At 41.2% G+C, this 26,147-nt stretch carries 22 protein-coding genes and 3 pseudogenes; 6 read left to right on the plus strand and 19 right to left on the minus strand.

What is annotated here, in order from left to right; translation table 11 throughout:
* The first annotated feature begins 638 nt into the window (after nt 1–638).
* Nucleotides 639–1,166 carry an alpha/beta hydrolase gene (locus tag CRI9333_RS07490; protein ID WP_015202562.1) on the plus strand — a complete coding sequence of 176 codons (528 nt, stop codon included), beginning with the start codon at nt 639–641 and terminating at the stop codon, nt 1,164–1,166.
* A 94-nt stretch (nt 1,167–1,260) separates the two neighbouring features.
* Here the strand turns inward: CRI9333_RS07490 and CRI9333_RS07495 are convergent, their stop codons facing one another.
* The 7 genes from CRI9333_RS07495 to CRI9333_RS07525 all read right to left on the minus strand — a co-directional run bounded on the left by CRI9333_RS07495 (nt 1,261) and on the right by CRI9333_RS07525 (nt 10,330).
* A complete protein-coding gene (locus CRI9333_RS07495) occupies nt 1,261–1,464 on the minus strand; it encodes a hypothetical protein (protein ID WP_015202563.1) in 204 nt (67 codons plus the stop codon).
* A 227-nt stretch (nt 1,465–1,691) separates the two neighbouring features.
* Complete coding sequence (locus tag CRI9333_RS07500) at nt 1,692–2,333, minus strand: low-complexity tail membrane protein (protein WP_015202564.1); 642 nt, start codon at nt 2,331–2,333, stop codon at nt 1,692–1,694.
* 102 nt (nt 2,334–2,435) lie between these two features.
* Nucleotides 2,436–5,528, minus strand: coding sequence for a translation initiation factor IF-2 (infB, locus tag CRI9333_RS07505; protein WP_015202565.1), 3,093 nt, complete (start codon nt 5,526–5,528; stop codon nt 2,436–2,438).
* Nucleotides 5,529–6,118: 590 nt separating this feature from the next.
* Nucleotides 6,119–6,370 carry a YlxR family protein gene (locus CRI9333_RS07510; RefSeq protein WP_015202566.1) on the minus strand — a complete coding sequence of 84 codons (252 nt, stop codon included), beginning with the start codon at nt 6,368–6,370 and terminating at the stop codon, nt 6,119–6,121.
* A gap of 85 nt (nt 6,371–6,455) precedes the next feature.
* Nucleotides 6,456–7,724, minus strand: a complete 1,269-nt coding sequence (gene nusA / locus CRI9333_RS07515) for a transcription termination factor NusA (RefSeq protein ID WP_015202567.1) — start codon at nt 7,722–7,724, stop codon at nt 6,456–6,458.
* A 280-nt stretch (nt 7,725–8,004) separates the two neighbouring features.
* Complete coding sequence (gene rimP, locus CRI9333_RS07520; protein WP_015202568.1) at nt 8,005–8,463, minus strand: ribosome maturation factor RimP; 459 nt, start codon at nt 8,461–8,463, stop codon at nt 8,005–8,007.
* Between the two features lie 445 nt (nt 8,464–8,908).
* Nucleotides 8,909–10,330 (minus strand): hypothetical protein, encoded by a 1,422-nt coding sequence (locus CRI9333_RS07525; RefSeq protein ID WP_015202569.1) that lies wholly within the window; start codon nt 10,328–10,330, stop codon nt 8,909–8,911.
* A gap of 224 nt (nt 10,331–10,554) precedes the next feature.
* Between CRI9333_RS07525 and CRI9333_RS07530 the strand changes: the two genes are divergently transcribed.
* Complete coding sequence (locus CRI9333_RS07530) at nt 10,555–11,028, plus strand: peptidoglycan-binding domain-containing protein (protein ID WP_015202570.1); 474 nt, start codon at nt 10,555–10,557, stop codon at nt 11,026–11,028.
* Nucleotides 11,029–11,129: 101 nt separating this feature from the next.
* Here the strand turns inward: CRI9333_RS07530 and CRI9333_RS07535 are convergent, their stop codons facing one another.
* From CRI9333_RS07535 to CRI9333_RS07550, 4 genes are all read right to left on the minus strand, one after another.
* A complete protein-coding gene (locus CRI9333_RS07535) occupies nt 11,130–12,017 on the minus strand; it encodes an SDH family Clp fold serine proteinase (RefSeq protein ID WP_015202571.1) in 888 nt (295 codons plus the stop codon).
* A 214-nt stretch (nt 12,018–12,231) separates the two neighbouring features.
* Entirely contained in the window at nt 12,232–14,661 is a 2,430-nt protein-coding gene (locus CRI9333_RS07540) for a TonB-dependent receptor domain-containing protein (RefSeq protein WP_015202572.1), read from the minus strand.
* Between the two features lie 72 nt (nt 14,662–14,733).
* Complete coding sequence (locus CRI9333_RS07545) at nt 14,734–15,567, minus strand: M56 family metallopeptidase (RefSeq protein WP_015202573.1); 834 nt, start codon at nt 15,565–15,567, stop codon at nt 14,734–14,736.
* On the minus strand, nt 15,567–15,986 hold the full coding sequence (locus CRI9333_RS07550; protein WP_015202574.1) for a BlaI/MecI/CopY family transcriptional regulator: 420 nt from the start codon (nt 15,984–15,986) through the stop codon (nt 15,567–15,569). The genes CRI9333_RS07545 and CRI9333_RS07550 overlap by 1 nt, the downstream gene beginning before the upstream one ends.
* Nucleotides 15,987–16,182: 196 nt before the next feature.
* Here CRI9333_RS07550 and CRI9333_RS07555 point away from each other — a divergent pair, with 196 nt between their 5' ends.
* From CRI9333_RS07555 to CRI9333_RS07565, 3 genes and pseudogenes are all read left to right on the plus strand, one after another.
* Nucleotides 16,183–17,622, plus strand: coding sequence for a PepSY-associated TM helix domain-containing protein (locus tag CRI9333_RS07555; protein WP_015202575.1), 1,440 nt, complete (start codon nt 16,183–16,185; stop codon nt 17,620–17,622).
* An 18-nt stretch (nt 17,623–17,640) separates the two neighbouring features.
* Nucleotides 17,641–17,961, plus strand: a complete 321-nt coding sequence (locus tag CRI9333_RS07560) for a hypothetical protein (RefSeq protein ID WP_015202576.1) — start codon at nt 17,641–17,643, stop codon at nt 17,959–17,961.
* 216 nt (nt 17,962–18,177) lie between these two features.
* A pseudogene (locus tag CRI9333_RS07565) lies at nt 18,178–19,444 on the plus strand (RNA-guided endonuclease InsQ/TnpB family protein).
* Nucleotides 19,445–19,492: 48 nt separating this feature from the next.
* Here the strand turns inward: CRI9333_RS07565 and CRI9333_RS07570 are convergent.
* The 6 genes and pseudogenes from CRI9333_RS07570 to CRI9333_RS07595 all read right to left on the minus strand — a co-directional run.
* Entirely contained in the window at nt 19,493–19,768 is a 276-nt protein-coding gene (locus CRI9333_RS07570; protein WP_015202577.1) for a HepT-like ribonuclease domain-containing protein, read from the minus strand.
* Nucleotides 19,755–20,057, minus strand: a complete 303-nt coding sequence (locus CRI9333_RS07575; protein WP_015202578.1) for a nucleotidyltransferase family protein — start codon at nt 20,055–20,057, stop codon at nt 19,755–19,757. Before CRI9333_RS07575 ends, CRI9333_RS07570 begins: the two co-directional genes overlap by 14 nt.
* Nucleotides 20,058–20,151: 94 nt before the next feature.
* Nucleotides 20,152–21,309, minus strand: a pseudogene (locus CRI9333_RS07580) (NAD(P)-dependent malic enzyme); the annotation flags it as partial.
* A 17-nt stretch (nt 21,310–21,326) separates the two neighbouring features.
* A complete protein-coding gene (locus CRI9333_RS07585; RefSeq protein WP_015202579.1) occupies nt 21,327–22,904 on the minus strand; it encodes a group II intron reverse transcriptase/maturase in 1,578 nt (525 codons plus the stop codon).
* Between the two features lie 88 nt (nt 22,905–22,992).
* Nucleotides 22,993–23,355, minus strand: coding sequence for a hypothetical protein (locus CRI9333_RS07590; protein WP_015202580.1), 363 nt, complete (start codon nt 23,353–23,355; stop codon nt 22,993–22,995).
* A 105-nt stretch (nt 23,356–23,460) separates the two neighbouring features.
* Nucleotides 23,461–23,697, minus strand: a pseudogene (locus tag CRI9333_RS07595) (ACT domain-containing protein); the annotation flags it as partial.
* Between the two features lie 530 nt (nt 23,698–24,227).
* On the opposite strand from CRI9333_RS07595, the gene CRI9333_RS07600 reads away from it, so the two are divergent.
* Nucleotides 24,228–24,686 carry an orange carotenoid protein N-terminal domain-containing protein gene (locus tag CRI9333_RS07600; RefSeq protein WP_015202581.1) on the plus strand — a complete coding sequence of 153 codons (459 nt, stop codon included), beginning with the start codon at nt 24,228–24,230 and terminating at the stop codon, nt 24,684–24,686.
* 153 nt (nt 24,687–24,839) lie between these two features.
* On the opposite strand, the gene CRI9333_RS07605 is transcribed toward CRI9333_RS07600, so the two are convergent.
* Both CRI9333_RS07605 and CRI9333_RS07610 read right to left on the minus strand, forming a co-directional pair.
* Nucleotides 24,840–25,607 carry a DUF6816 family protein gene (locus CRI9333_RS07605; RefSeq protein WP_015202582.1) on the minus strand — a complete coding sequence of 256 codons (768 nt, stop codon included), beginning with the start codon at nt 25,605–25,607 and terminating at the stop codon, nt 24,840–24,842.
* A gap of 43 nt (nt 25,608–25,650) precedes the next feature.
* Nucleotides 25,651–26,046, minus strand: coding sequence for a ChuX/HutX family heme-like substrate-binding protein (locus CRI9333_RS07610; protein ID WP_015202583.1), 396 nt, complete (start codon nt 26,044–26,046; stop codon nt 25,651–25,653).
* Nucleotides 26,047–26,147: the final 101 nt, after the last annotated feature.

Below are 26,147 nucleotides of genomic sequence, written 5' to 3' on the forward strand. Positions count from 1 at the left end.
ATGTCTGTCATTGTGGTTAATTGGTGTAGGGTTAGTAAACTAGCTGATTGAAATAAGCTGATTGTCTAAACTTCAGTGATTAAATAATATGGGGCAAGAGTAAGCGATCGCCAATTGCCAGCAAGTAATTGCAAAGACAAATTCTCATACTAATCACTATTTGAGTTATTATCATTTCAGACCACAAACAGGCAACTAGCCCAGGCAATATTATTTAAAATTTAAGTCTGGCTACTTTACCCCAGAGCGCAATTAAGTAAAAATTTGCAAGTAAATTTTTCTAATTTAAAGCTCTAAAGTTTATCTGAAATAACCCTTAAGACCCAAATTGACTAATCACAAAATGGCAGAGATTAGGTATCAACAGTTACACGAGCAATCATGCGATTGTATGTGGCAAACAAGTCTTCTAAAACATATATTCGTAGAAAATACGCAGGCATTATCCTGATTCTTAGTTATTTACTACTGGTTATATTGATGACATATTAATAATATTTTTAGTTCCCTTTGAGGGCTAGAAAGGGTGCGTAGGCGCAGCCAGCCGCAGGCATCGCAATAACTCCTGACAAAATTACAAAACGGCAACTTACCCAACTAAATATCGTCACATATACAATAATGTCTTGGAACTGTCTATGCGCTCTTTAGTACTGTCAATCCAAGGTTGCGTGGGTTTAGCTGTCGGTCTGAGTATTTTGCTATCTGGGTTACGTGCAGACGCTTCAGAGCGAGTAGTACTGAAGTATCGCTTTCTACAAACGTCACTATCGGTTTCTGAACTAGCAAGGTTTGCCAAAACAGGTGAAGTTTCAACGGGGGTAGGAGCTTATCTAAAGATACCAGGAACAACTGCCCAGGATGTGCGTCGCCCTTTGAATGAAGAAATAAAAGTAAATCCGTTTATTTTATATCGGGTGTTGAATACTCCTGTGGGAGAAGTACTACTGGATCAAATTTCTCAGGTAATTCATACTCCTGATAATATTGCCAACCGACAATCTTTGCGCTCGGCTTTAGTTAGCTCGGCTATGAACGACGGTAAGATTACATTGATAGAAACTCTACAAAATTACCCTACCCAACAGGTTCATGTAGAGGGCGATCGCCTTGCTGAAGCCTATAACCAACTTAAGCAACTGGCAAGACGCTTACCAAGGTTTTGAACCAGGAAATATATATTGCAGAAATTCTTTAAAGTTAACCCCCTGCCATGCAGAAGTCATTAATCATCACTCTGACTTCTGCATAACTGCCTTTTTAATAAGCCAGGGTTTCTAAAGTTTCCCTTAAATAGCGGCGCACCCGATGATCGAGGGTAATATCTTGCCGTTGCTCATCTAGCACGTGTTCCAACTGCCAACGCTGAAACCCTGAACTAGATGCGATCGCAACTTTCAGACTTTGCCAGATTTGGGGATCTTGGTAGATTGTGGGAGAAGTCGAAGCAGAAAAGTTAGCCATAGATACCTTATTGGATGCTATTGAGGACTTTAGATTAGAAATTGGCTATCAATTTTTATATACTCATCTTTCAGGATAGCTTAACTAGAAGTTATAATTTTGTTTCCAGTTATACATATATATTTAGCTAAATTTCCGGCTGATTATAATCAAATTTTAACTAAAAATTCCATTGAAAAGGCAAAATTTAAAGCTTTTAAGATGAAATCTTGCCTTTTCTGGCTTCCTTACCCTTGTTTCGGTGTTATTTGTGGAGTGTCATTATTCACAACAGCTAACTTTTTGTCAGCTATTGGTAATATCCGATTAACCTGCAAACCAGGAACGGTAAAATCCTGAAATATTTTTACTATAGGGAATGGTTCTGTAGCAGCTAACTTAGTTTCGTTAGTCAGGAGAACCAGTAAGACACTAAGCGGCACTTGTAAGAACAAATTGCTTGCTAGGAAAGCTAAACTAGCTAAAAATAGCCCTAAAAATCGCGAGGTTAGTGGAAAACCCACAATTGTAGCCAGAGGTGCTACTTGATAGATTTGCCACAACACCAACAACATTAAAATAGCGCCAACACTGGCAAGCCATTGATGGATCGGCGTTTTAAATAAGCTAAGTAGGCGTTGCTGATCTGAGGTTAGGTGACTTGGCTTGATCGCCAGTACCAAAATGCTAAAGATATAAAACGGACGGGTTAATTGCATCCACAAAATTGGTGCAATTCCAATACCAGCAACTAACAGGAATTCTACCCAAACTGGCAACTGAGGATCACCTACAGCCAAAAAGACCCAACATAGCCCTAGAAAAAGTGGTACAACAGCTAACCCAGCTAAATGAATCCATAAAAAAGGTTCAGACCAAGAAGAGCGCATAAGCAATTGAGATTAGGGATCGAGGATGTACTGCTGAGAGTTTAGAACTTCAGAGGGTTAATTAGCCCAGTTTACATCCCAGATCCGAAATCCCAACTTTTCTTAAGCAGGTGAAAGGGTACGTCGCTTGCTCACGAGTTGATAGGTTTCAATAATGTCACCTTCAGCCCAATCATTAAAGCGATCTAAGCCAATACCGCATTCATAGCCAGCATTAACTTCCTTGGCATCTTCTTTGATGCGCTTGAGGGAATCAAGCCCACCTTCATGGATCACCTTACCGCCACGATGTACTCGGATTTTACAATTACGAATTGCCTTACCTGATAGTACATAGCAGCCTGCAACAGCACCACGACCAACGGCAAATACGGCTCGTACTTCCACTTGACCCAGGGGTTCTTCCACCATCTCTGGTTCAAGCAGACCTTCCATCGCGCCTTGAATATCATCCAACAACTTGTAGATGACGTTGTATTCGCGGATATCGACACCTGATTGGTCAGCAGAAGCCCGTGCGCCAGTAGCTAGGGTAGTGTTAAATCCAATAATTACAGCACCACTAGCAGCAGCTAAGTCTACGTCTGTTTCGGTGATTTCGCCAGCATTAGCTAACAAGACCCGAACTTGGACTTCATTTTGTGGCAGTTGTTTTAGTGATCCCAGAATTGCTTCGGCGGAACCTTGAACGTCTGCCTTCAAGACCAAGTTGAGTTCTTTGAGTTCTCCTTCTTGAGCTTGTGCGGACAGAGAATTGAGAGTAACGCGGCGTGATGCCATCATCTGTTGTAGACGAGACTGGCGTTGCTGATCGGATCTTTCTTGAGCGATCGCACGAGCTTCTTTTTCACTCGCGTAGGCTTCAAAATCGTCACCCGCAGCAGGGACATTACTCAAGCCCAAAACCTCTACAGCAAAGGATGGACTAGCAGCTTCGACCCTTGCGCCTCGGTCATCCACCATTGCTCGTACCTTACCAAATACATGACCTGCAACGAGGGTATCACCCACACGCAGCGTGCCATTTTGTACCAGCAGGGTAGCAACAGGACCTTTAGCTTTATCTAGATGAGCTTCAATCACCGTACCTCTAGCGGGTCGATTTGGGTTAGCAGAAAGTTCTTCAATTTCTGATACCAACAAAATCATTTCCAGCAGTGTATCCAGGTTCTCGCCTTTAAGCGCACTAACTGGAACCATGATGGTTTGTCCGCCCCATTCTTCTGAAACTAAACCAAACTCGGTTAATTCTTGCTTAACTCGATCCGGTTGTGCTTCTGGTTTATCAACTTTATTGATAGCAACCACCAAGGGAACTTCTGCCGCTTGAGCGTGACGGATAGCTTCAATTGTTTGAGGTCTCACACCGTCATCAGCAGCTACTACTAGCACCGCGATATCTGTCACCCTCGCACCACGCGCCCGCATAGCGGTAAACGCCTCGTGACCAGGTGTATCGAGGAAAACCACTTGCTGGGTTTTCCCATCGTGGTCAACATCTACATGGTATGCACCAATATGTTGAGTAATACCGCCAGCTTCTCCTTGAGCTACTTTCGTTTTCCGAATGGCATCAAGCAGGGTAGTTTTACCATGATCTACGTGACCCATAATTGTCACTACTGGCGGACGCTTGATGAGATTTTCTAGGTCAGCCGCATCGATCATCTCCGTGACTTTTGTGGCGGGGGCTTGTTCTTCAGCCGTTTCCACTGCCACGCCCATATCCTCTGCCACCATAGAGGCGGTGGGTATATCCAGAGTTTGGGTGATATTAATAGCCATTCCTTTAAAGAACAGCTTTTTAATAATCTCTGTTTCTGGTACAGCCAAAGCAATGGCTAGTTCCCGAACTGTCAAACTGCCTGTCAAAACAATTTTTTCGGGACGTTCTTCAACAGGTTTTTGCTCACGACGGTTAGAGCGACTATCTACTTTTTGTTCGCCTCGGTCGGTCTTGGGTTTTTTAGCTCTGGCAGCAGGTGCTGCTGCTGGCGTTGATGCCACTTTTTGCTTAGGCGGACGAGCTACTGAGAGGCTCACTTGCGCTGGGGTAAGCGCATTTAATGCACCATCCAAATCATCATCATCCTCTTCAATGATGAGTGGCGTGCGTCGCTTGGCTTTTGCTGGAGCCTTCTTAGCAATATCTGTATCTTCTTCCTCTTCCTTCTCCCAAGTTTTGGTTTTCTTAACTTGGCGTGGTGGAGTTGGTCGTTTGAGATCCAAATCCAACGTTTCAATCGTTGAATCTTGATTCTCCGAACCTTCCGGTTGAGATCCAGGTCGTCTAGGAATTCTTTGCCCGTCTGCACCTCTGGCAGCTATTTCTGGCTTGCTTCCTGGTGCTAGTGGGGGGCGGACAGTCCTTTGAGGACGTTGTAGATCTGGCAGTACTGGAGCGGCTACTTGCTCTGGTTTAGAAATCGGTCTTTTCTCGCCAGTAGGTTTAGCAGGAGATGGAATTCTTGCACCGCCTCCAGCCGATTGTTCGACTTTAGCTTTTTTCAGAACAGGCTTGTCAAGTTTTGCCTCTTGTGCCAAATGCTCATCTATTCCGTAGTTTTTGGGAGCAACTGTTTGTCGGGCTGGAGGTTCTACCAGTTGAGGTTTTGGTTCTGGGGGTGCTGCGACTACAGGAGGAGCCGAAACTTTAGGTGTTGCTTTAGGGGTTAATACTTTATTAACCGGGCTTTTAACTACTGTTGCAGGCGACTCATCTGCTGTTGAATTCCCTGTCGCCTCTTTTGGGATATTATTCTGCTGGTCAGATTGACGTACAGGGCGACTGACTATCGACGGCTTTATAGGTGCTGCCGTTGACTGCCTTACTGGCATTTGAGGGGGAGCCGCTAGCTTCATTTCCGATTCTGTGGAGTCAGAACCGGAATTAGGTCTATGCTTAATTTGGAGAATTTGTGGCTTCTGTTCAATGTTATTGCGCCCATTACCTGGCATTGACGGCGCTCCTGGTCTACGTTCTGTTGGATCGTTACTGTTAACTCGTCTAGCTACTGCCGGACGAGGTGAATATTTTTCGGCAGCAGCGCGAATGCGCTCTGCTTCTGATTCTGAAATTGTACTGCTATGGCTTTTAACTGCAATATTTAGCTGATCGCAAATTAATTGAACATCTTTGTTGTCCAAATTCAAGTCCTTCGATAAATCGTATATTCTCACTTTGCCGTTGTTCATCCACTATCCCCCCGTCATACGAGTTTTCACATTTTGACTAAATGCTTAAATGAATTTAAATTTTTGTTCATCTGCATCCTACTTTCTCAGGTTTAACTCCAACTCAACTAAATGATTATTTCTTTAATAAGCCCGGAAATCTAATTCTGAGTGGTTAATTTTACCCAGATCACGACTTCCTTGCCCAACTCTTCTTTTATAATTTTGCACAAATAACTAAAAAAGTGAGATAGGATTTGCAAACAGTGGCTCCCTGTGGCGCTTAGTCATTACTTCTTTTCTATCGTGCCACTTGCTCAGATCCTTATAGACTCTCAATCCTAGACTTCCCCACCTCTGTTGCCAGATTTTGAGGATAAATTTGTTATTCGGTGTGGGCAGGGAAACGATAATGCTATTAATCAATCTGTTTACTAATAACTTCTAGTTGGTGAGTAGTGAATTATCACTCCTCATTTCATTTTAACTAGCAATCTCTTAATTGCAGCCTGCTAGTTTAAATTAGTCCTGGTGATATCCCAGGATTATGAAGTGGGAGGGGTTATAACTATCGCTGCTCATAAAACCTGTGAGTGAGGGATGCTATGGGGTTAACTTGTGGCTAAACGCTGCCATAAAGTTATATAGATATGTTCTGGCACAGGAGCTTTGAGCGATCGCCCCAAACGATTTTTCTTTTTAGCCGCTTCAAGACAAGCCGTTTGGCGACAGAGATAGGCAGAACGACCCATCCCCTGATCTAATTGTACCTGCTGAGATGGATAAACTCTGACAATTCGCCAAAATTCTACTTTTGGTGCTGCTTGACGACAACTTACGCAACGTCGGAAGTTAGGTTCCATCTCTATTTTCTCATCAAAACTTAACAATTGGGCTGATTCTGGCAAACAATTATTTTGCCAGATCGCCTTCTTCTGTCGGTAGGAATTAGATCATCGCTTCTTCTTCGGAATATTCTAGTTCATCATCCACTTCTGGCAAGACATCAATTTCTTCCTCAACGTCTTCCTCATCCCAAGTGGTTGCCTGTTTCTGCGCCTCAATTTTGGCAGATTCTGCGGCATAGTCATATTTAGCAGAATCTTTAATGTCGATTTTCCAACCAGTCAAACGAGCCGCAAGCCGAACATTCTGTCCTTCTTTGCCAATTGCTAAACTTAGTTGATCTTCGGCTACTAAAACGTGAGCTTGACGTTCATCGGTATGTACTAGCCTGACTTCATCAACTCGTGCGGGGCTGAGGGCGTTAGCGATGTAGGTAGCAGGATCGGGAGACCAGCGAATGACATCTATTTTTTCACCGCGTAGTTCATTGACTACTACTTGAATTCTAGAACCCCTAGCGCCAATACAAGCTCCTACTGGATCAACATCTCGATCTAGTGTGTCAACTGCGATTTTAGTGCGGGGACCAACATGGCGAGAAGGTGGATTAGCTTCTCTGGCTACGGCAACAATGCGGACAACTTCATCTTCAATTTCTGGGACTTCGTTGGCAAACAAATATACTACTAAACCAGCAGAAGCTCTAGAAACAATTAGTTGTGGACCTCGCTGTGGACCTTCGCGGACTTTTTTTAATAACACCTTAAATGTGGCGTTAATCCGGTAGTTATCGTTGGGTAGTTGTTCTCGCTTGGGTAGTTCGGCTTCTACTTCTGGTTGACCAAAAGTACTGGTGACAGCCAAAATCACTGATTGACGTTCAAAGCGCAGTACTCTTGCTTGTAATACTGTTCCTTCTAATTCTTCAAATTCTTCTTGAATGATTTGACGCTGCTGATCCCGCAGTTCTTGTGATAAAACTTGCTTTGTTTGAATTGCTGCCATCCGACCAAATTCTTTTTGATCGGGGGTGACATCAATAAGTACGGAGTCACCTAATTGTGCTTCATCTGCTACTTGTTTAACGTCAGCAAGAGAAATTTGGTGATCGCTGGTGGTGACTTCTTCAACAATAGTTTTTGTGGCTAGGACGCGGAAGCCTTCTTCTTCAGTATCAAGATCAACTTCAAAGTTGTTAAAATAGTTTTCCTCAAAATGAAAGCGATCGAGGCGTTGAGCGCGACGATAACGCTCGTAACCTTTCATCAGGGCTTTTCGTAGTGCTTCGCTGACAGCGTGCCTGGGTAGGTTACGCTCTTTGCTAATACCTTCAATTAGGTCTTTAAGACCAGGTAAACTAACTAACGACATCGGAAAACCTCCGTTTTTTGAACAAATAACCAGGAGCGATCGCAGGCTAAACCTAAGATAGTTACCTGTCTGGGCTTGCCTAAACAGCCAGAAGATCGCAGTACCTACGGTAAAAAAACTACCTATAGAGGGTTAGCTTTTGACCAAAGAAAATTTTGAGTAAGGGAGATTTTGTTTACAAGGGGCAGTTGTTTGTAACTCGCTTGCAACAATGTTTCCTGCTCCCTATCTCTTGGCTATAATCAAGCAGCAGTAAGTGTTTTAGCTTTACTTATACTCATTAAGCTTCCATTAGCAGGACTTTAGTAACTAACAAGCGAGGAATAGCGATCGCGCGACCTTTGAGATTGAGATGAACAAATGTTTCATCTCGGTTAACTAACTTACCTTTGAACTCAGTTTTGCCCTGAAATAATTCCGAGGTGGTAACAATCACGGTAAAACCTTTAAAGGAAATAAACTCGCGATCTGTAGTTAGCTGTCGTGAGATCCCAGGACTGGAAACCTCTAATACATAAGCATCAGGAATGATGTTTGTTGCATCTAGGCTTGCTTCTACCGCTTTGCTCATTTGTTCGCAGTCCTCCAAGCCAGTATCTGAGTTCAGGTTTCGGATATCTAAGCGGAGTACTGGTGGACTTTGGTTGGTTTGAAAAACTGCACCAACTAACTCCAACCCCAAATCTGCTGCTATCGGAGTCGCCAAATCAATAATTTGTGGAATTAAAGGATGAGTCATTTAACACCCCCAATAAAAAAAGTGGGTCTCGACCCACTTCCTGCGAAGTTATTCCAAGAAGTTTAACGTTGCGTTGACGCTCCCCCACTTTTAAGTGCTGGAGATTCAACTGATACGGCAGGTTAACCTGCTATATCGGTATTGACACTCCCCCGTCTGTAGAGACGCGAAATAAGAGGTTTTTACGCGCTCGACGGGAGATTCTTGCTTCACTGAAACCTGCTTCTGGTACAAGTACCCGTTAGTCTTACAGCTTCTCCACAAGCTTGAAGTCCGGTATGCCCTACCGTATTTGTAAGGTTTTGTCTTCTTACTTTTCCTAATTATGTTGTTTTGTTTTTACAACTACAGGAGGTTCATTTGACTGTTGATATTTTAGCACAAAACCCTGACCACGCGGATAAGGAGGGCAGCAGCGTTATTCTCATTTCTGAGTTATAATTTATTATTTATTTTTGTAAGAAGTTTTTCGGGTTTTTCGGGTTTGTTGTAATAGTCTCTGTAAATCCTCCTCGGACAAATCTTGAACGTAGTTAATTTTGATTTCTTCTAAAAGGTCAAATAGTAAGGACTGAATTTTTTGTAAGGTATGTTGCCTTTGTAGTTCTGTGCCTAATGCTTCACTAAAATGTTGGACTAAATCTTGAGAAAGTTTTGCTCCTACAGGATCTTCCAGTGTGTCTTTGATGGCAGTGTAGGTGGACTGAGAAACTTCATTAATTAGTTGATCAATTAGTTGGATAGGTAAGTTTCCTATGCCTGGAACTTGCTTCAGATTACGGTATATAGGAGATTGATCTAAAACTTTGTTGAGGCTATGCCTAAGAATTGCTTCTAAGTCAGGCTGAATTTTCGGTAGTACTTTGTATACTGTGACTTTGACTAGGACGTTGGCGATCGCCTCTACTTCATTAATATTGTTAAGATCAATGTAAGAATGAGCTAGACGATTGGATAGTAAATCTTTGAGATCGCCTCGCTGAATCGCTGCTTGCATTTGGTTAATTACTCGAATCACCACTACTTCTGTCAATTCTTCAGCAAAATTACTTACAAAGCCGTAGTTAATGTGCGCTTGTAGTGAATCGAGATTTACCAAGTGTGATTGATGAAGTCGAATAACTAGGGGAATTAGACGGAGCGATCGCCATACTGGTAATAACAAAAATACATCATACCAGCGCCATAGCATTGCCTCTAGCCAAGTTAAACCAAGATGACGACGATGGATGTAGTATGTGCGAATAATAAATTCAAAACCGAATACAATAATAAACCAAATATCAATCTGCCAAAAGTAGTCAACGAAATCTCCTGTTTCTCCATAAGGACGAAAATAGTTTGTGGCTAGTAAAGGCTGAATGTTTTGATCGTAAAAATTAATTTCTTTTGACCAATTTGATTGAGATAAATACTTTCTACTCCAAAATAGTTGAAATGCTTCTTTCGATGATTCTTGTCGCACATGACGGCGCATTCGGTTTTTTATTTTTTCCAAAGTGCCAGTTTTATTGACAACTTCAAAGGGATTTTTATCAATCATCTCTACGCTGAGTTGGCGTAGTTGCTGTAGTAATAATTCAGTTTTGGGTGACTGTAATCCTGCTTGTTTTACCTCAGCTTTAAGTTGCTCTACTGTAGTGAGATATTTTTCGGTATCACGATTAGGTTCAATAGCTTTTACGGGATCGTATATTTTTGTTAAGCGGGGAAGTTCTTTTAAGTAAAAGTTGCGTAAGGGAATATAGCTGTAATCAAACAAAACTATCCCCAGATTTATTAATACCAAAAGTGCCATTCCGCGTTCAAACCAAATTTTAGGACGAGATGTTTTGGTGCTGACTGAGAATTTGGCTAAGGATGGCATAATTTAAAGTTAAATTATTAGTAAGTATTGTTTAAGCTAACGCACAAATAAACTTGTAAATTTTTAATTGAGATAAAAGTTATCAAACCCTATAACCCTTTATCCTCCCTCCTCTCTTCTCTCTCCCTCCAACAGAAAATTTAGAAACACAACAGTTTAATAAACTTTCAAGGCTGAGGTTGCTTAGAATTAAAGTATTAACGAGTAAGACAGGTTTGAGATCTATGTGGGGTAGTTTAGTAAGCACTTTTGCATTAGTTACATTAAGTTTAGCAATCAGCTTATTTTATTACGATCCAGCCTTAGCTATTCGCAGCCGTAACTACAGCAAGAGCGAGTTTCGCACTTTATTGCGTAGTTTAGGATATCAGGTGGAGTTGGGAGAGACGCTGAATGATACAGCGAGTAAAAGAGCAATCCGAGAATTTCAGGAGCAAAATAAGCTTTCTGTTGATGGCACAGTCAACTCCCAAACTCAGGATTTGGCGGCTGATATGATTGTTAATCTTCAAAATAGCTTGAATGTAGTGGTTCAACCAGATCCACCTTTACCTAATAATGAGTTTTATGGTCCTCGTACTGAAGCGGCGATTAGAGAGTTTCAAAGAAGATTTTTACTACCAGAAACTGGTATCGCTAGTTTAGAGGTTCGTCAGAAACTTAATCAAGAAGCTAGAAAGGTTTCAGGCTATAAGTAGAAAATCCTGCCTAATCAAACTACATCTTAAGAATAAATCCCCTACCCGAAATTCGGGTAGGGGTTGAAAAGGACAGTTTTATTTTGATGACGATGACTTGCTTAAAATTTAGCTTCTTGTGGTATGGGTGTGCCTTTTCGTTCAGGCATAGCTGGACGATTTTGGTAGGGAAGGGGAATGTATAGCACTGAAGGTCGTCCACCTTGAGATTGGGGATATAATTCCATCAGGTTATAGATTGACATTGGTAGCCCTTCTGTAATCGGCATACCAAGTTTAGATGCTTCCTCAACAGTCACGGGATAATCATGGGTGACTTGACCTGTGGTGAGGGCATCAATAATTTTTTCAATGTTTTCCGTAGCGATTTTTTGCTGGGGAATATTATCTTGGAGCAGAGTACGCACAAATCGCTGTACTTGTTGAATTGCTTTGCGCGATAAATCTGCCATGATCAAGGTTTGGTCGTCAATGTCGCCGATTGGTTTATCTTGAACTACTTTGAGAATACTAGCTGCTGGAAAGTTACCTAATTGGGGATCAACTGGACCTAAGACGGCGTTGGCATCCATAACTATTTCATCGGCTGCTAAGGCTAACATTGTGCCGCCACTCATGGCATAGTGAGGTACAAATACGGTTACTTTAGCTGGATGTCTAATTAATGCTCTGGCAATTTGTTCGGTAGCGAGAACTAATCCACCAGGAGTATGCAAAATTAAATCAATAGGCACATCTGGAGGTGTTAAGCGAATTGCTCTTAGCACCTGTTCTGAGTCTTCAATTGTAATGTAACGAGATATAGGAATTCCTAATAAGCTGATTGATTCTTGGCGGTGAATTAGTAAAATTACTCTACTATTACGTCCTCGTTCAAACTCCTGCAATGCTTGAACTCGTCTAGCTTCTAACTGGCGACGTTGCCACATGGGTTGAAAAGAACTGAATAGTAAAATCACCCAAAATATGTCAAAAAAATTAAAATTCATTTGTCAAGGGAGAAGACGGTATTTTTCCCTATTGTTTCAATTGCGGGTGAATTAAAGCTCTATCTGGAGTGCTAGATTAATGAAATCTAACTAAATCAGGACTTACAGATCATTAACGCTAAAATAAGCGTTTCAGCCGTTGCAGATCCCCCTAAATCCCCTTTAAAAAGGGGGACTAGCGTAAGTCCTATAAATATATAATTTCCACATTTAGTTAAATATTTGATTGCAAACCGACTCGGAATGTTAAACCAGGCTGATAAATTCGATTGGCTTTTTCGTAAGCTGCATCTGCTAAATTTTCTAGATATAAGGTTAAGCCTAAATTTTTAGTTAGAGGAATACGGCTAGTTAAATCTAGGTTTAAATATGCTGGGGAAAAATCTGTAGTTTGTTCGCTAGGATTATTAAAAATAGCTCGGCGTGAGCCACTGTAATAACTACCAAATAAGTTTAACTGCCATCCCTGACGCTCATAACCAATCCCTAGTTGTGCAACGGAGAAAGGAATTAAACCTAACTGTAAGCCTTTTTCGGCTCCAGTTTCTATTTTTGCATCTGTATAAGTATAGTTAATAAATGTTGACCATGCGGGAGTAATTCTATATCTAAGTGCTGCTTCTAATCCGTTGGTATTTACAAGACCAATATTAGCCCATTTACCTGTTTGTACTCCTAATCTCTCGTTTAAACTACTGCCAAAGTAAGTAAATTGTCCGGTTAAGTTACGAGAAAAGTTAACATCTAATCCTGCTGTCCAAGAAGAACCTGTTTCTGGTTTTAAGTCGGGGTTGGGCAGCCAGTTATGCACGGTATCATATACATATAATTGGTCTAAACCAGGGTTGCGTTGTTCGGAAGCCCAGCTACCGCGTATAGCTAGATTGGAAGTGATAGCTAATTTTGTTCCAAAGGTAGGATTTAAGTAAGTGCCAAATTCGCTGTCAATGTTTTGTCGTAAACCTAATTCTACTTGGATGCTGTCGTTAGGTTTCCAAGTATTTAGAGCAAATATTGCAGATTGAAGTCTATTTTTATTTTCTGTTTCATTCAGATCAATTCTATTAGGGGCGGTACTACTAACTTCACCTGTTAAGTAGGAGTTTTTTAAGTCTAAACCCCATGTTAGGTTATAGGGTTTGGCAAGTTGCCATTGATGTTCTATTCTAGCTGCGATCGCTTGTGAATTTAATGTACCTGTCCGATAATAAATGTTTTGCGTTGGTCCATAAGTATTAAAGTAATCTTGATTATACGAAAGAATTGTTTTTAAAACAGAATCATCGTTATTACCTAATAAAGTTTCTGAAGATAAACCAACGTTTAAAGTATCATGATCTAGTCGGTCTCTCTGCAAGGGAAAACCAAAATAAAGTAGACCTCTACGGCTGCTGATTGTGTAAGCATTTAAATTGATAGTGTTTCTAGAATTTAAAGGAAATGTTAAGTTCCCATAGTAGTTGCTAGTGGCAATATCTCCATTAAATAAAAGACCATTTGAGTCACGATTAGCTGCGCCAGCAGGTACAGGATAACGGTTATCTGCTGATAATTTTTCATATCCTAAGTTAAAGTTTGCAGCACCAATTTTACTACCATAGCTAAGGCGGTAGTTAGATTGATTGAAAGATCCATATTCGGCTACACCATTTACTCGCGGAGATATTTGATTTTGTTTGGTAATAATATTAACTACTCCGCCAAATGCTTCGGAACCATAAAGAGTGGAACTTGTACCACTAGATAATTCGACTCTTTCAATGGATTCTACGGGGATGCTATTGAGATCTGTAGCGCCATGATAAGTATTAATATTGCTGCCAATTGGTCTACCATTCATCAGGAAGACAGATTGATTTATTGAGTGTCCTCGGTAGTATGTTCCTGTATGAATGTCTGCGCCAAAACCAGCGTCATTAATGGCAAATCCAGGTAATCCTTTTAATGCTTCTGCGAGACTATTAGAGCCTTGCTTTTGAATTTCTGTTTGAGAAATTGTATAAACAGGGGTAGATGTTTGTCGTTTTTGACTGGTAACGATGATTTCTTGAATTGTAGGATCGTCAATTTCAGGATTAGATCTTCTGGGTGTAGAATTAGATTGAGTAAGTGTGGTATTTTTAGGTGTATTTAAACTAAAAGTTAGGGTGCGATCGCGATTAATTACGCCAAGCATGGGAACAGCAGATTTACCAGTTACTATCACCTGAATTTTATTGTTGACAGTTTGGTTAATCGTCAGAGCGGTAATTTCTGTAGATAAATTATTTTGGTGAAAAAATTTACCTTGGGGTAAATTTAGCTGACTATTAGAAATTTCAGCAGTAATGGTGTTTTCATAACTGGAAGTTGATACTTGAGAGGATAAATCACCACTGGTTTCTAAAATCAGGTTAACACCATTAGCAGTTGGGTTAAGTTTAATACCAGTAACTTGCACAACTTGGGCTTGAATTGACTGTGCTATTAACGCATTTACGTGAGGCTGGTGCTGAGAATTTAGGGATGAGTTGATAACGGCAGCAGTTGGGTCTACAACTTGATGCGCGATCGCACTTTGTGTTTTCACGATAGCAGCTAATATTAAGTTGGAACTCACAATAGCAAAACTTAGTTTGAGACCGTTGCTGACAATTTTTGACATCAAATTTACTATTATGTCGCTACCGTCTCTTATTCTGCGTGTTCGCTATTGATTGAGTCAAAAGACAAGCTGTCAAATATGAAATGGTATTGTCAAAATGGGCAGGAGAGACAGCAGCAGCCAAGCCCATAACCATGATGGTGCTTCGTCGCTCAAATCTGGTGATAACAAAGCTTCAATACGTTCTTCTAAGCGGGTTTGGACAGTTGTATCATTGAATCCAGCATAATGTGTGTTGATTAAAGGCGATCGCACAACCAATAGCAAAGATTCTGCCAATATTAAAGCATCAACTTGTTTTGCAGCCCAGCGATCTGCCCGCAGTTCGCGCAGTAACAATAATTCCTGCCAAAGAATATTGGTTTTAGGCAGCCAAAATGTAAATTGACGAATACATCCCAACCAAAAGAACCAAAAGGTATCACGATAGTAATAATGTGCTTGTTCGTGGCTAAAAACTGCCTCAATCTGTTCTGCATCAAGGGATTGTAGTAATCCCTGACTAACTACTAATTCAGGTTGCCAAAAGCCAACTTGAGCCGCAAACAATTCTGGTGTGTTTATAACCCGTCCAGATTTACCTGCAATGGTAGTGAGAGGATAAGTGCGAACTTTTTGTAACGAGATCCATCCCTGCCAAAATAAATAACAGATGGTTATTCCTGCAAATACCAAAAATAACAGAGCAATATGGCAGCCAATCCAACCAACAGGTCGCCATAACATTGTGCCATGATGCCCCATACATAAAACAGTCAGACTCGTGACGATAATTAACAGTGGCGGGAAGACAAATGCTATTAATGTTTGTTGCCAACGCTTTAGCCAAGTTTTATGAGATCTAAACCAATAAACTCTATAGAGCATAGCTAAACCAACTGCTATCAAAATTATGCTGAGGTGCATTATTTTTTCTCCCTAGCTTGACGCGCTGCTTTGATCTTTTGGGTAATCGCCTCAAGTTGTTCTAGGCTAGCCATATCTAAACTATCGGCAAAGGCTGCTACGACATCAGGATTACTGACAGCTAAAAACTGCTGCAATTGATTATGGGAATGTATTGCTTGTGCTTGTTGTTGTGATAGTAATGGTTGCCATTTAAAAGTACGTTCGCTGCGATCGCAAATTAACCAACCTTTTTGAGTGAGGCGATTTAGGACTGTTGTAACTGAGGTGTATGCTAGTTCTCGATCTGGATCTGCAAGCAGGCGATCGTGAATATCCTTAACCGTAGCCGACCCTAAACTCCAGATCAGATGGAGAATTTCAGACTCTAAAGGACCTAGAGAAAGCTTAGATGGGCGATGCTCAGGTAAAGGCGACATATAACAAGGTAGTGATTTCTACTTAGCTAAGTTTATCTCTTACTTTCAACAACCTTGTCAGTATACGGCTGGGGCGTTTAATTTCTTGAACCTATAAAAAATACACATAAGAATAACTGAGTTTGACAGCTTGTCTTTTGACATTCTTTATGCTTGTGGTTGATAGTTATTTTGCCTCGATCTTTGGCAAAGGGCAATGAGTAAATTTGACACAGCTTTGAACGCATCACAAATCGCTGAACCTCCCAGCAATCGCTTTTATCGCACGGTTTGGCGATGGCATTTCTATGCAGGCTTGTTTGTAATTCCTTTGATGTTGATTTTGTCAATTACAGGCATCATCTACTTGTTCAAACCACAATTAGATGCGGCGATGTATCACCAGCAAATGTTTGTGCAGCCTGCGGATGTGGTGATCCCTTATACTCAACAGGTGGCGGTTGTTGAACAAACTTATCCTGATGCCAAGGTAACAAAGTTTACGCCCAGTGTTGCGTCTAACCGTAGTGCTGAAGTGGCGATCGCAACTAAAGATGAACGAACCCTAGCTGTTTTTGTCAATCCCTATACTGGGAAAATCTTAGGGGAACGGGATGAAAACAATAATCTCCAAGCGATCGCCCGTAAAATTCACGGTGAACTAATGATCGGCAAGTTGGGAGATTATTTAGTAGAGCTTGCATCCTGTTGGGGACTTGTACTACTGATTAGTGGATTATATCTCTGGTTTCCTCGCCACAAATTAACTTTTTTAGGGACATTGATTCCGCGTGTTTGGAGCCGAAATAAGCGGGTGTTTTGGCGAGACTTGCACGCCGTTTCTGGCTTTTATGGTGTATTGTTGATTGGCTTTTTAATTCTTAGCGGACTACCCTGGACAGGTTTTTGGGGAGATACTTTTGCTCGTTTGTCGAGCCACTACCCTGCTCAAATGTGGGACAATGTTCCGAAATCGACAGCACTCACAGGGTTACTCAATCAGCAAGGCAATCAAGTTGTGCCTTGGGCAGTTGAGCAATTACCAATGCCTAAATCTAGCACATCTGGACATGAACATCATTCAGGCAACAAGGAAACATCTATAAAGGGAATTCCGGCTGGCAAATCGGTAAATCTAGATGATATTGTGAGTTTAGCTAAAGCCAAAGGCGCACCTGCTGGCTTTAGTGTGAGTTTTCCCGAATCCGCAACGGGAGTATATACGGTTTCGGCATTTCCAAATAATCCAGCGCAAGAAGTTACTTTGCACATCGATCGCTACAGTGGCAAGGTGCTAGCAGATGTACGGTGGCAAGATTATGGGTTAATACCAAAAGCCGTAGAGATGGGAACCTCTATCCACATGGGCAAATATTTTGGATGGAGTAATCAACTTTTGATGTTAATTGCTGCGTTAATTGTAATTTTGCTATCAGTTAGTGGTGCGGTGATGTGGTGGCAGCGTCGTCCTAAAAAAACAGGTTGGCTGAATGCGCCTCCAATGCCTGCCCATGTTCAACAATGGAACGTGCCAGTAGCGATTATTGCTGTTTTAGGGATTGCCTTTCCGCTTGTGGGGCTTTCGCTTGTGATTGTTTTGCTGTTGGATTATTTGGTGTTGGCTCGTATTCCTGTCCTCAAGCGTATTTTTAGTTAAAGGCGATCGCTATAATATATGACCGAATCTTCTAAAAAGCTCAAGCGTATATCTATTGGTGTAGGTGCGCGGGGAGTAGTGGCGATCGGGATATCTGCACATGGAGTAGTAGCGATCGGCGCTTCGGCTCATGGCTTTATTGCGATTGGTCTTGTTTCAATGGGAGTTTTTTCCTTTGGCTTGGTATCAATGGGACTTTTTAGTGCAGGCTTAGTAACAATGGGGCTTGTCGCGTTTGGTCAGCAAAGCATGGGGCTGGTAAAACCAGATTCTTCCCCACAACAGCCGACTCATCAGCATACGCCAGAAATGAATATGCCTAAGAATCTTGGTAAGTAGCTGGGCTGAAATTACTCTAAATCTTCAATAGCTTGATTAACCGAGCGCAGTAGTTCGGGTAAATCATTTTTAACAACTTGTCATCTGAAATGGAGCAATTCCTCACCCGTTAAATCAGAGATTGTAACGGGTGAGGAATTGCGACCAGAATATAAATTGAGCGGTAGCGAATCCAAATTTTTTAATCTATAATTATAATCGCATCTTTTAAGAACAATGCTGTTAACATACCAGTACAAAATTAAGCCAAGTCCAGAACAAGAAATAGTAATGATGCAGTGGTTAGAATTATTGCGTCGTCATTACAATTATTCTTTGGGTCAACGCTTAGACTGGTTGAGACGTACAAGATCCAGTATTGATAGATGCTCGTTAATTAGTGAGCCAATTGGGGAAATTCCTGATCAATTCCCTAGCTACAATTTTCAAGCAGGACTATTAAAACAAACTAAAGAATTATTCCCCGAATATAAAAAAAATATATCACGACGTACAACAACAGAACCTTAAGAGATTAGACAAAACTTGGGATAGGTGGATTAAGCCAGATCAATCAGGCAAACGTGGGGGTAGACCCAAGTTTAAAAAAGTTGGTAATATGCGGTCTTTCACTTTCCCCAGAGTCAATTGCCCAAAAGCTGGCGCACACTTAAATGATGGGATCTTAAAATTAAGTAAAATTGGCGAAATTCCTGTTATTGTTCATCGTGATATCCCAGATGGGTTTAATTTTAAAACAGCAACAATAGTTAAAAAGGCTGATGGTTGGTATGTTTCAGTTAGTGCGGAAGATGAAACAGTCCCCGCTATAAAGCCGATTGTTACGGTAAAAACGGCGGTAGGGATTGATGTAGGGTTAAAAGAGTTTTTAACAACTTCCGATGGTGAAACTGTACCAATTCAGCAGATTTATAGAAAGCGATCAGGTCATTTAGCTAGGCAACAAATGTTTTTAGCACGGCAAGAGAAAGGATCTAAAAATTACAAAAAGCAACAGAATAAAATTGCTCGGATTCATCAACGTATCCAGCGACAAAGAAAGGATTTTCATTATAGAACCGCTCATAAATTAGTGAGGAAGTATGACTTAATTGCTGTTGAATATTTACAGGTTAAAAATTTAGCTAGAAATAGTAAACTAGCTAAATCAATTCTTGATGCTGCGTGGAGTGCTTTTATCAATATATTGGAATCAGTGGCGGTAAAACGCGGAGTTCATATTGTTAAGGTGAATCCACATAACACATCACAAGATTGTTCAGGCTGTGGCGGAAAAGTTCCTAAAACTTTGTCAGTTAGAACTCATTGCTGTCCCAAGTGTAATTTAACTTTGGATCGTGATGAAAACGCTGCAATAAATATTTTAATTAAGGCATTACAAGCGGTGGGACTCATCGTTTCTGTGGGTGGAGGTCAAGAGGTAACTCAACCTGTGAAGCCTGAAGCTTGGGGTTTTAGTGGAGTGCAATTAGCTCTGTTTTAATTCTTTGAAGCTCCCGTTACATTTCGCAGAAATAAACGGGAGAGAACGTCACACAATATCAAGATCAACATCAAAATAAGCATGAACAATTCGGTTTCTCATCCCCATAATCTCACGCCAGGGAATTTGCGGATAATTTGTTTGACAAGAAGGAGAAACATTATTAGCTGCTTCTCCCATAATTTCAACTAACCGCACTAACGCTAAAGACAACATTTTGTCATTATCTAAATCTCTACGACTTCTATCTTTAATAAAATCAAGTGCAGTTAGAGCAGCATCGCGGATATGCTTAAGGCGCGTCATATCGTCAATTTTGGTCATAAATTACCATCGCCTCTTGTAAAACAAAATCTCGAAAATAACGGCTTAAATCCGCAGGTGTTCTTAGATCTACAACTCGTCCGAATAAATAACTTAACTCATCTTGCATCCTGACAATTGCTAAACCAGGGGTTTTTCCTAATTCAAATTCCACCAATACATCTATATCACTTTGAGGGCTAAAGTCATCACGTAAAACTGAACCAAACAAAGATAATCTTTGAATATGATGTCGCTGACAAAAGAGATGAATTTCAGTTTTGGGTAAATCAATGGGTAAAGTTTTCATATTCCTAACTCTTACAGAATATCTGTAGAGACCGGAAATTTCCGCTCTCTACACTGTCAACTGATGGCTGATAGCTGATAGGCGATCTGCTATATTAGCGACGGGCGACTCCATCAGTACGGGCTGCTTTTTGTACGGCAGCAGCGACAGCAGGGGCAACTCGCTTGTCAAATACTGAGGGGATGATATATTCAGGGCTAAGATCGGCAGGATTAATTAAGGATGCGATCGCACTGGCTGCTTCTAAATACATACTGGTGGTAATTGCAGAAGCGCGACAATCTAATGCACCACGAAATACGCCTGGAAATGCCAACACATTATTAATCTGATTAGGATAATCACTCCGCCCTGTTGCCATCACAGCTACATCATTTGTAACTAATTCTGGCTGAATTTCAGGGATAGGATTAGCCATTGCAAACACAATGGGATCTTTTGCCATTGAGCGTACCATTTCTGGTGTTACTACACCAGGGGCGCTAACACCTAAGAAGATATCCGCGCCTTCCATCGCATCTGCTAAACTGCCACTTACTTCTACTGCAAAGTCTTGTTTTTCTTTGTTTAAGTCTGTACGACTGATAGATAGAATTCCTTTGGAATCGCACATTAAAATAGTGGTAGCACCTGCTTTTTTGAGTAATTGTGCGATCGCAACTCCCGCAGCACCCGCGCCGTTAATTACAATGCGGACATCTTCTAAGGATTTTTTGACTAGCTTCAAGGAGTTGATTAAAGCTGCTAGAGAAACAATGGCAGTACCATGTTGATCGTCATGGAATACGGGGATATCTAACTCTTGTCGCAGTCGCGCTTCTATTTCAAAGCAACGGGGGGCGCTGATATCTTCTAAGTTGACACCGCCAAATACTGGGGCAATATTTTTTACTGTTTGAATTATTTCATCTGTATCTTGGGTATCTAGGCAGATGGGAAAGGCATCAATACCAGCAAATTCTTTAAATAACATCGCTTTGCCTTCCATCACAGGCATAGATGCTTCTGCGCCTAAGTTACCAAGTCCTAAAACTGCACTACCATCGGTGACAATAGCTACAGTGTTGCTTTTGATGGTAAGAGTATGCACTTTTTCTGGATCATGTGCGATCGCCATACATACTCTACCAACACCAGGAGTATACGCCATTGCTAAATCCGACTGATATTTCAGAGGGATTTTACTTTGCATACTAATTTTGCCGCCTTGATGCAAGTTGAAGGTGCGATCGTAGAAATTAACTAATTTGGTTGAGTCGAGGGGGAGTATTATCTCCCGCCCCTCTCATTTAGATCCGGACGTGCCCGTTTCCGTGCATCCGGCTCCCGATGTTCTTGGCTTGCGCCTTTGCTCATGTGGGCGTAATCGTGGCAGCTTTCGTGAATGGCTAGAAGGTTGTTTTTCTTCCAATTGTTATGGTTCCCATCAATATGATGGAGATGTACCTTTTCATTACTAAGCATTTTTAAGCCACAATATCCGCATGAATGGTTTTGCTTTTTGAGAGCTTTAGAGGTTTCGCCATTATAGAGTTTGCTGTTACGCTCACTCCAGTAGGTGATATCCCCGTCGAAGGGCGATTTCTCACCTTTGACGTTGATATGTTTGTTTTCGGAGTTAGGAACTGTGGGGAATGCTTTATCAAGCAGTGACTTGCTGGTGTTGCGAGTTTGTTTTGGTTCCTTGTTGAATACCGTGAATGCTCTTTGCTGGATGTGATATAGCGAGTTTCGTGACCCGTCCATCTTGCAGTGGCGGTGGTAATTCCTCCAGCCTCTAACTACAGGGGCTAATTTCTCAGCCTTTGTGGTAGCACCATAATTCGAGTTGTTGACGATGTGTTTGACTTTCTGACGAAAAGCCTTGTAATTGTCCTCTGATGGGACGCATCTAAACTTACCGTTGTTTTGCACTTTGAAGTGCCAACCGAGGAAATCAAACCCATCTGTCGTAGCGGTTAGCTTGGTTTTCTTTTCACTAATCTTCATCCCCCTTTCTGCTAGAAACTGGCTTATTTGCTCAAGTATTGCCACTGCATCGTCTTTAGGCTTTAAAATGAACACCATGTCATCCGCATAACGCACGGATTGGTGGATGTCCTCTATGCCATTGAGTGCAATGTTAGCTAATAGGGGACTCACCACCCCCCCTTGCGGGGTTCCCTGTTCGGGGAATTCTGGGTTGACTCCTGCTTTGAGACATCGGTATATTCCGAGCTTTATGCCTGATGGGGCAATGAGTCGTTCCATTATGGATTTGTGAGCAATCCTATCGAAGCATTTTTCGATATCGAGTTCTATAACCCGTTTTTCTATTCCATGACTCGTGGAGCGTAGATGATCGAATAGGTATTTTTGAGCGTCATGTGCAGCCCTACCCGTCCTAAACCCGTAACTCTTGGCATGGAAAGTTGCTTCGTGTGCTGGTTCTAGGGCTAGTTTTACCAGGCATTGCCAAGCTCTATCCCCGATAGTCGGCACTTTTAAAAGGCGGGTTGTCCCGTCCTTCTTAGGTATGGGTATTTCCCGTAGCTTCTGGTGTTTCCATTTGCTACTTCTGGTTCTAAGTTCTTCACTCAGAGCAAACCTTTCCTCATGATTGAGTGAGGCTTTGCCGTCTATACCTGCCGTTCTTTTTCCAGCGTTTAGCTGCGTTACCTGACGTATTGCCAGCATCCTAGCTGCGGTTGACTTGAGTATCAACCTCTGTAAGGACATAGCTTTCCGCTTGTCTCCAACCTGAATCGCTTTGAACACTCGCCTTTGGAGGCGGAATAAATCCTTCTGGAATTTCTTCCAGGGCAGATTCTTCCAAGTTTCACTAGCATTGCTGCTGTGTCTAAACATACTCTTCTCCAGTTCGTGTTTTCTGAACACCTCAGACCAATTACGGTCTGTCCTACCCGACTTAAGGGAGTTCCGACGCTCGTCTGTCCTACTTGGGATTCGACATTCCCTTGACCCTTAAATCGTTTTTATTCGTTCCTTCGGTTAGATTGTTCGTTCCGTTAGGTGTAGCCAATTCAACCATTGGAACCCCTAGACTCTTACCGCTATTGACGAAATATGCGGCGGGGTTATCTCCAATAAAGTCAGGGTTTTTGATGTTATGCCCTGCTTCTTCCTGGGTTGCTTTTTTAGGCTCTGTTTCACCGTAGGAACTCCCCGTTAGCGCCAGTGTCATCTCATAACAGATGTCTGATTGCGCTCTGTTCCCAGCTTCACCCTCCAGAAACCGAGTCTGGTCAGTGTGGGCAGTTAGGGAGTCATGCCTGAGTCTGGCAGAAGGGGCTTGCACCCTTATCAGACCGAAAGTTCAGCCTTTTGTTGACAGTAATCTGCTGTCAGGCTGGAAGTGCTATGTACGGACTTTCACCGTGATTCACACTTCAACGAATCGCACTACGTCTGGAAGTGCCTTAACTACGTTAACAATCTGATCCGCGTGTTCACTGCTAGAGGCATCAATCGCAATGTCACGGATGGTAATTTTACGGGTTTGCTCAATTAAATCAATTTGTCCAATATTACCGCCTAAAGCTGCGATCGCTTGAGTGACGCTGGCTAACATCCCAGCACGATTGGGAACTTCTAAACGAATTGTGACACTAAAGCTGGAATTGGGGGTTAAACTGACCATACTGCTGCTTTCCTGTGCTGGATATCTTAGTCAGATTAATATAAATGTCTCAAGCCTATCCAAGCAAACTACTAGCAATTGTCATCATTTACACACAGATGCGATTAACACGCAATTATGGCGAGTTTTTATTGTACGGCGACTAGACCATAAATAAGTAGTATTTTTATTACCCCAAAGGTTAGATGAAAGCTTAAATTAAATCATCAATTTGTCAAATTAATTTTTGATTAATATTTATTTACTCAGGGAATATTTTAAGAATAGTGTTTTCTAGATCGGATAAAAATATACCTAAAGCTGCTACCAGCTAGGACTTGCTTGAGTTTGGATCTACCATTAATCAATATTTTGGTGTCACTGATTGTTAGCTAGATGGTGTAGCGGCATCTCTCATCAGTATTGATCCCTATATCTATCTTTTGCATGGTTAACCGCCTGTTGTTAACTTAGTAAAACTTAATAGAGAGGAACAACAAATCCTCATTTTGAAAAAAAGCAAGATTGAATTAAGATAATCGGAGAGTTTCATGACTTTTACAACAAACAACACCTCTAAAGAAGCATTACAAAATTTTCAGCAATTTGATGCAGATACTCAGCTAGCAGTTTTGTGGTTTGGTTACTTAGATATCAAAGATCAATTAACACCAACTAATACTACTTCTGCACAAGAAGAAGCTGCGGCTGTCTTCAATATAATCCAAGCATTACCACCAGAAGAACAGCTACAAGCACAACGTGATATTATCACCGGAGCAGACAATCAGATTACTCGCGCTTACACTTCGGTAAGTTCTAGCTCTAAGCTGGATATCTGGCTACGGTTAGCACAAGGAATGGAAAAAGGTACAGTTATCCAAGTACCTTCTGACTATCAATTGCCTTCTGAAACCAAGCAATTTGTAGATAAAATTAAGCAAATTGACTTTGAAGAGCGGCTTAATTTCATGCGGAGTGCGGTGATTGAGATGGGTGTCAAGTCTTAATAAAACCTTTGAGTGCGGAATTAGTCATTAATATTTAGCACTGCACAAATTTTAAATAACGCTATTCTGAGTGCAATACCATAGCATAGCAGTTTAGTAGATATAGCTGAGGAAATTTCCTCAGCTATTCGCGTAAGTTAACTTAAACTAGGCTTACTCTAGGGGTAATAATTGCAAGCGATAGCGATAAAGAGCCACTGGTTTATCAATAGCTTTAAAATAATCTGGATCTTGGGGTGAGAGATAAACTGCTGTAACTTGATCAGCTTCAATTTTGGGAGTTTTTGACTGTATAAGTGTGTAAGCTGTTGTAGTTTCTACTGTATTAAAATAAAGTTGGGGTTTACTTCCAAAAATTTGCTGAGAAACTTCTGTAGCGACAAATTGATCAGAGTTAGGACTTTCGCTATTTCTACCTGTGACAATAGAGATTAATTGGCGATCGCCCTTTAATAAGGTAATCTGACGATTAGGAGAATTAGGATCAACTTTAACAGATTGAATTGCGCGATCGCCTAAATAAGCACGTCCAATATTTAAACCATTAAAAGCCCGATCTGCAATTACCTGAGTACTGGTTTGTAGAGGTAATATTATCCCAGTCTGAGTTGTAGACGATGCTTTAACAAAGCTTACTGTAAAACTTACAGGTTGATTTAAATATTGACGGTTACTTTCAAATCCAGGCGTAACTACATCTGGTGCTAAAGGTGCAGCCAAATCTACTAAAGTACTGGTAACATTCCAAGTACCTTCTATCCAATTTGGATAAATTAAATCTCCCGAAGCTGCACTTACAGGTGGTTTACTTTCCCAATGAGAAAACTGTGCTAAACGTTGAGATAGTTGTCCTGCTTGCGCTGCATTACTCCAGAATAGTAGAATTATAACCAAGCAAAAATTACAAAAAACTCTCAACATTTTAGATAGTCATTCTTCCTTGCTAATTGGTAATTGCTAATTGTTAATTGTTAATTGTTAATTGTCCCTCATATTGTTCTTTTAATCCCTGCCATGCTTCCACTTGCCCAGGTTCGTATTCTCCTGGCTTACCCCACTGTAGAAACGCGCTCAAAGCTGGCTTTTCTTCTTCGTCCAAAAAGCGAATAGCATAGGTAGTAAAATTCCCACGTTTTGCTTCACCTGTTTCAAACTTCACCTGCTTAATTGCATCCATATTTAAGTGAAATTCAAAGTCATCGGTGTGCATATTAGCGTACTTTCCTTTTGGAAGTTCTGCGTAAAATAGCTTACGAATCGAACTACGCACTTCTAAAACAGCAGCACTGCTAGTTACAATTAAGCGCAGAGTGCCAAGGTTTTCACAAGCTTCGAGAAATTCGTTCAAATTAGCGTTCATAGTATATAACTCCAGTTACAACATTTGTAGTACATTTGTGGTTAACTTTTATCATAATTATGCCAGTGGTAAGGGCTACACCCTACATACCTAACTCTGCA

Source organism: Crinalium epipsammum PCC 9333 (genome assembly GCF_000317495.1).
Lineage (GTDB): Bacteria > Cyanobacteriota > Cyanobacteriia > Cyanobacteriales > PCC-9333 > Crinalium > Crinalium epipsammum.

Bases quoted from the DNA above. Each gene is read 5' to 3' on its own strand.
- CRI9333_RS07490 (WP_015202562.1), top strand. From the start codon at position 639: ATGCGCTCTTTAGTACTGTCAATCCAAGGTTGCGTGGGTTTAGCTGTC.
- CRI9333_RS07495 (WP_015202563.1), bottom strand. From the start codon at position 1,464: ATGGCTAACTTTTCTGCTTCGACTTCTCCCACAATCTACCAAGATCCC.
- CRI9333_RS07500 (WP_015202564.1), bottom strand. From the start codon at position 2,333: ATGCGCTCTTCTTGGTCTGAACCTTTTTTATGGATTCATTTAGCTGGG.
- infB (WP_015202565.1), bottom strand. From the start codon at position 5,528: ATGAACAACGGCAAAGTGAGAATATACGATTTATCGAAGGACTTGAAT.
- CRI9333_RS07510 (WP_015202566.1), bottom strand. From the start codon at position 6,370: ATGGAACCTAACTTCCGACGTTGCGTAAGTTGTCGTCAAGCAGCACCA.
- nusA (WP_015202567.1), bottom strand. From the start codon at position 7,724: ATGTCGTTAGTTAGTTTACCTGGTCTTAAAGACCTAATTGAAGGTATT.
- rimP (WP_015202568.1), bottom strand. From the start codon at position 8,463: ATGACTCATCCTTTAATTCCACAAATTATTGATTTGGCGACTCCGATA.
- CRI9333_RS07525 (WP_015202569.1), bottom strand. From the start codon at position 10,330: ATGCCATCCTTAGCCAAATTCTCAGTCAGCACCAAAACATCTCGTCCT.
- CRI9333_RS07530 (WP_015202570.1), top strand. From the start codon at position 10,555: ATGTGGGGTAGTTTAGTAAGCACTTTTGCATTAGTTACATTAAGTTTA.
- CRI9333_RS07535 (WP_015202571.1), bottom strand. From the start codon at position 12,017: ATGAATTTTAATTTTTTTGACATATTTTGGGTGATTTTACTATTCAGT.
- CRI9333_RS07540 (WP_015202572.1), bottom strand. From the start codon at position 14,661: ATGTCAAAAATTGTCAGCAACGGTCTCAAACTAAGTTTTGCTATTGTG.
- CRI9333_RS07545 (WP_015202573.1), bottom strand. From the start codon at position 15,567: ATGCACCTCAGCATAATTTTGATAGCAGTTGGTTTAGCTATGCTCTAT.
- CRI9333_RS07550 (WP_015202574.1), bottom strand. From the start codon at position 15,986: ATGTCGCCTTTACCTGAGCATCGCCCATCTAAGCTTTCTCTAGGTCCT.
- CRI9333_RS07555 (WP_015202575.1), top strand. From the start codon at position 16,183: ATGAGTAAATTTGACACAGCTTTGAACGCATCACAAATCGCTGAACCT.
- CRI9333_RS07560 (WP_015202576.1), top strand. From the start codon at position 17,641: ATGACCGAATCTTCTAAAAAGCTCAAGCGTATATCTATTGGTGTAGGT.
- CRI9333_RS07570 (WP_015202577.1), bottom strand. From the start codon at position 19,768: ATGACCAAAATTGACGATATGACGCGCCTTAAGCATATCCGCGATGCT.
- CRI9333_RS07575 (WP_015202578.1), bottom strand. From the start codon at position 20,057: ATGAAAACTTTACCCATTGATTTACCCAAAACTGAAATTCATCTCTTT.
- CRI9333_RS07585 (WP_015202579.1), bottom strand. From the start codon at position 22,904: ATGTTTAGACACAGCAGCAATGCTAGTGAAACTTGGAAGAATCTGCCC.
- CRI9333_RS07600 (WP_015202581.1), top strand. From the start codon at position 24,228: ATGACTTTTACAACAAACAACACCTCTAAAGAAGCATTACAAAATTTT.
- CRI9333_RS07605 (WP_015202582.1), bottom strand. From the start codon at position 25,607: ATGTTGAGAGTTTTTTGTAATTTTTGCTTGGTTATAATTCTACTATTC.
- CRI9333_RS07610 (WP_015202583.1), bottom strand. From the start codon at position 26,046: ATGAACGCTAATTTGAACGAATTTCTCGAAGCTTGTGAAAACCTTGGC.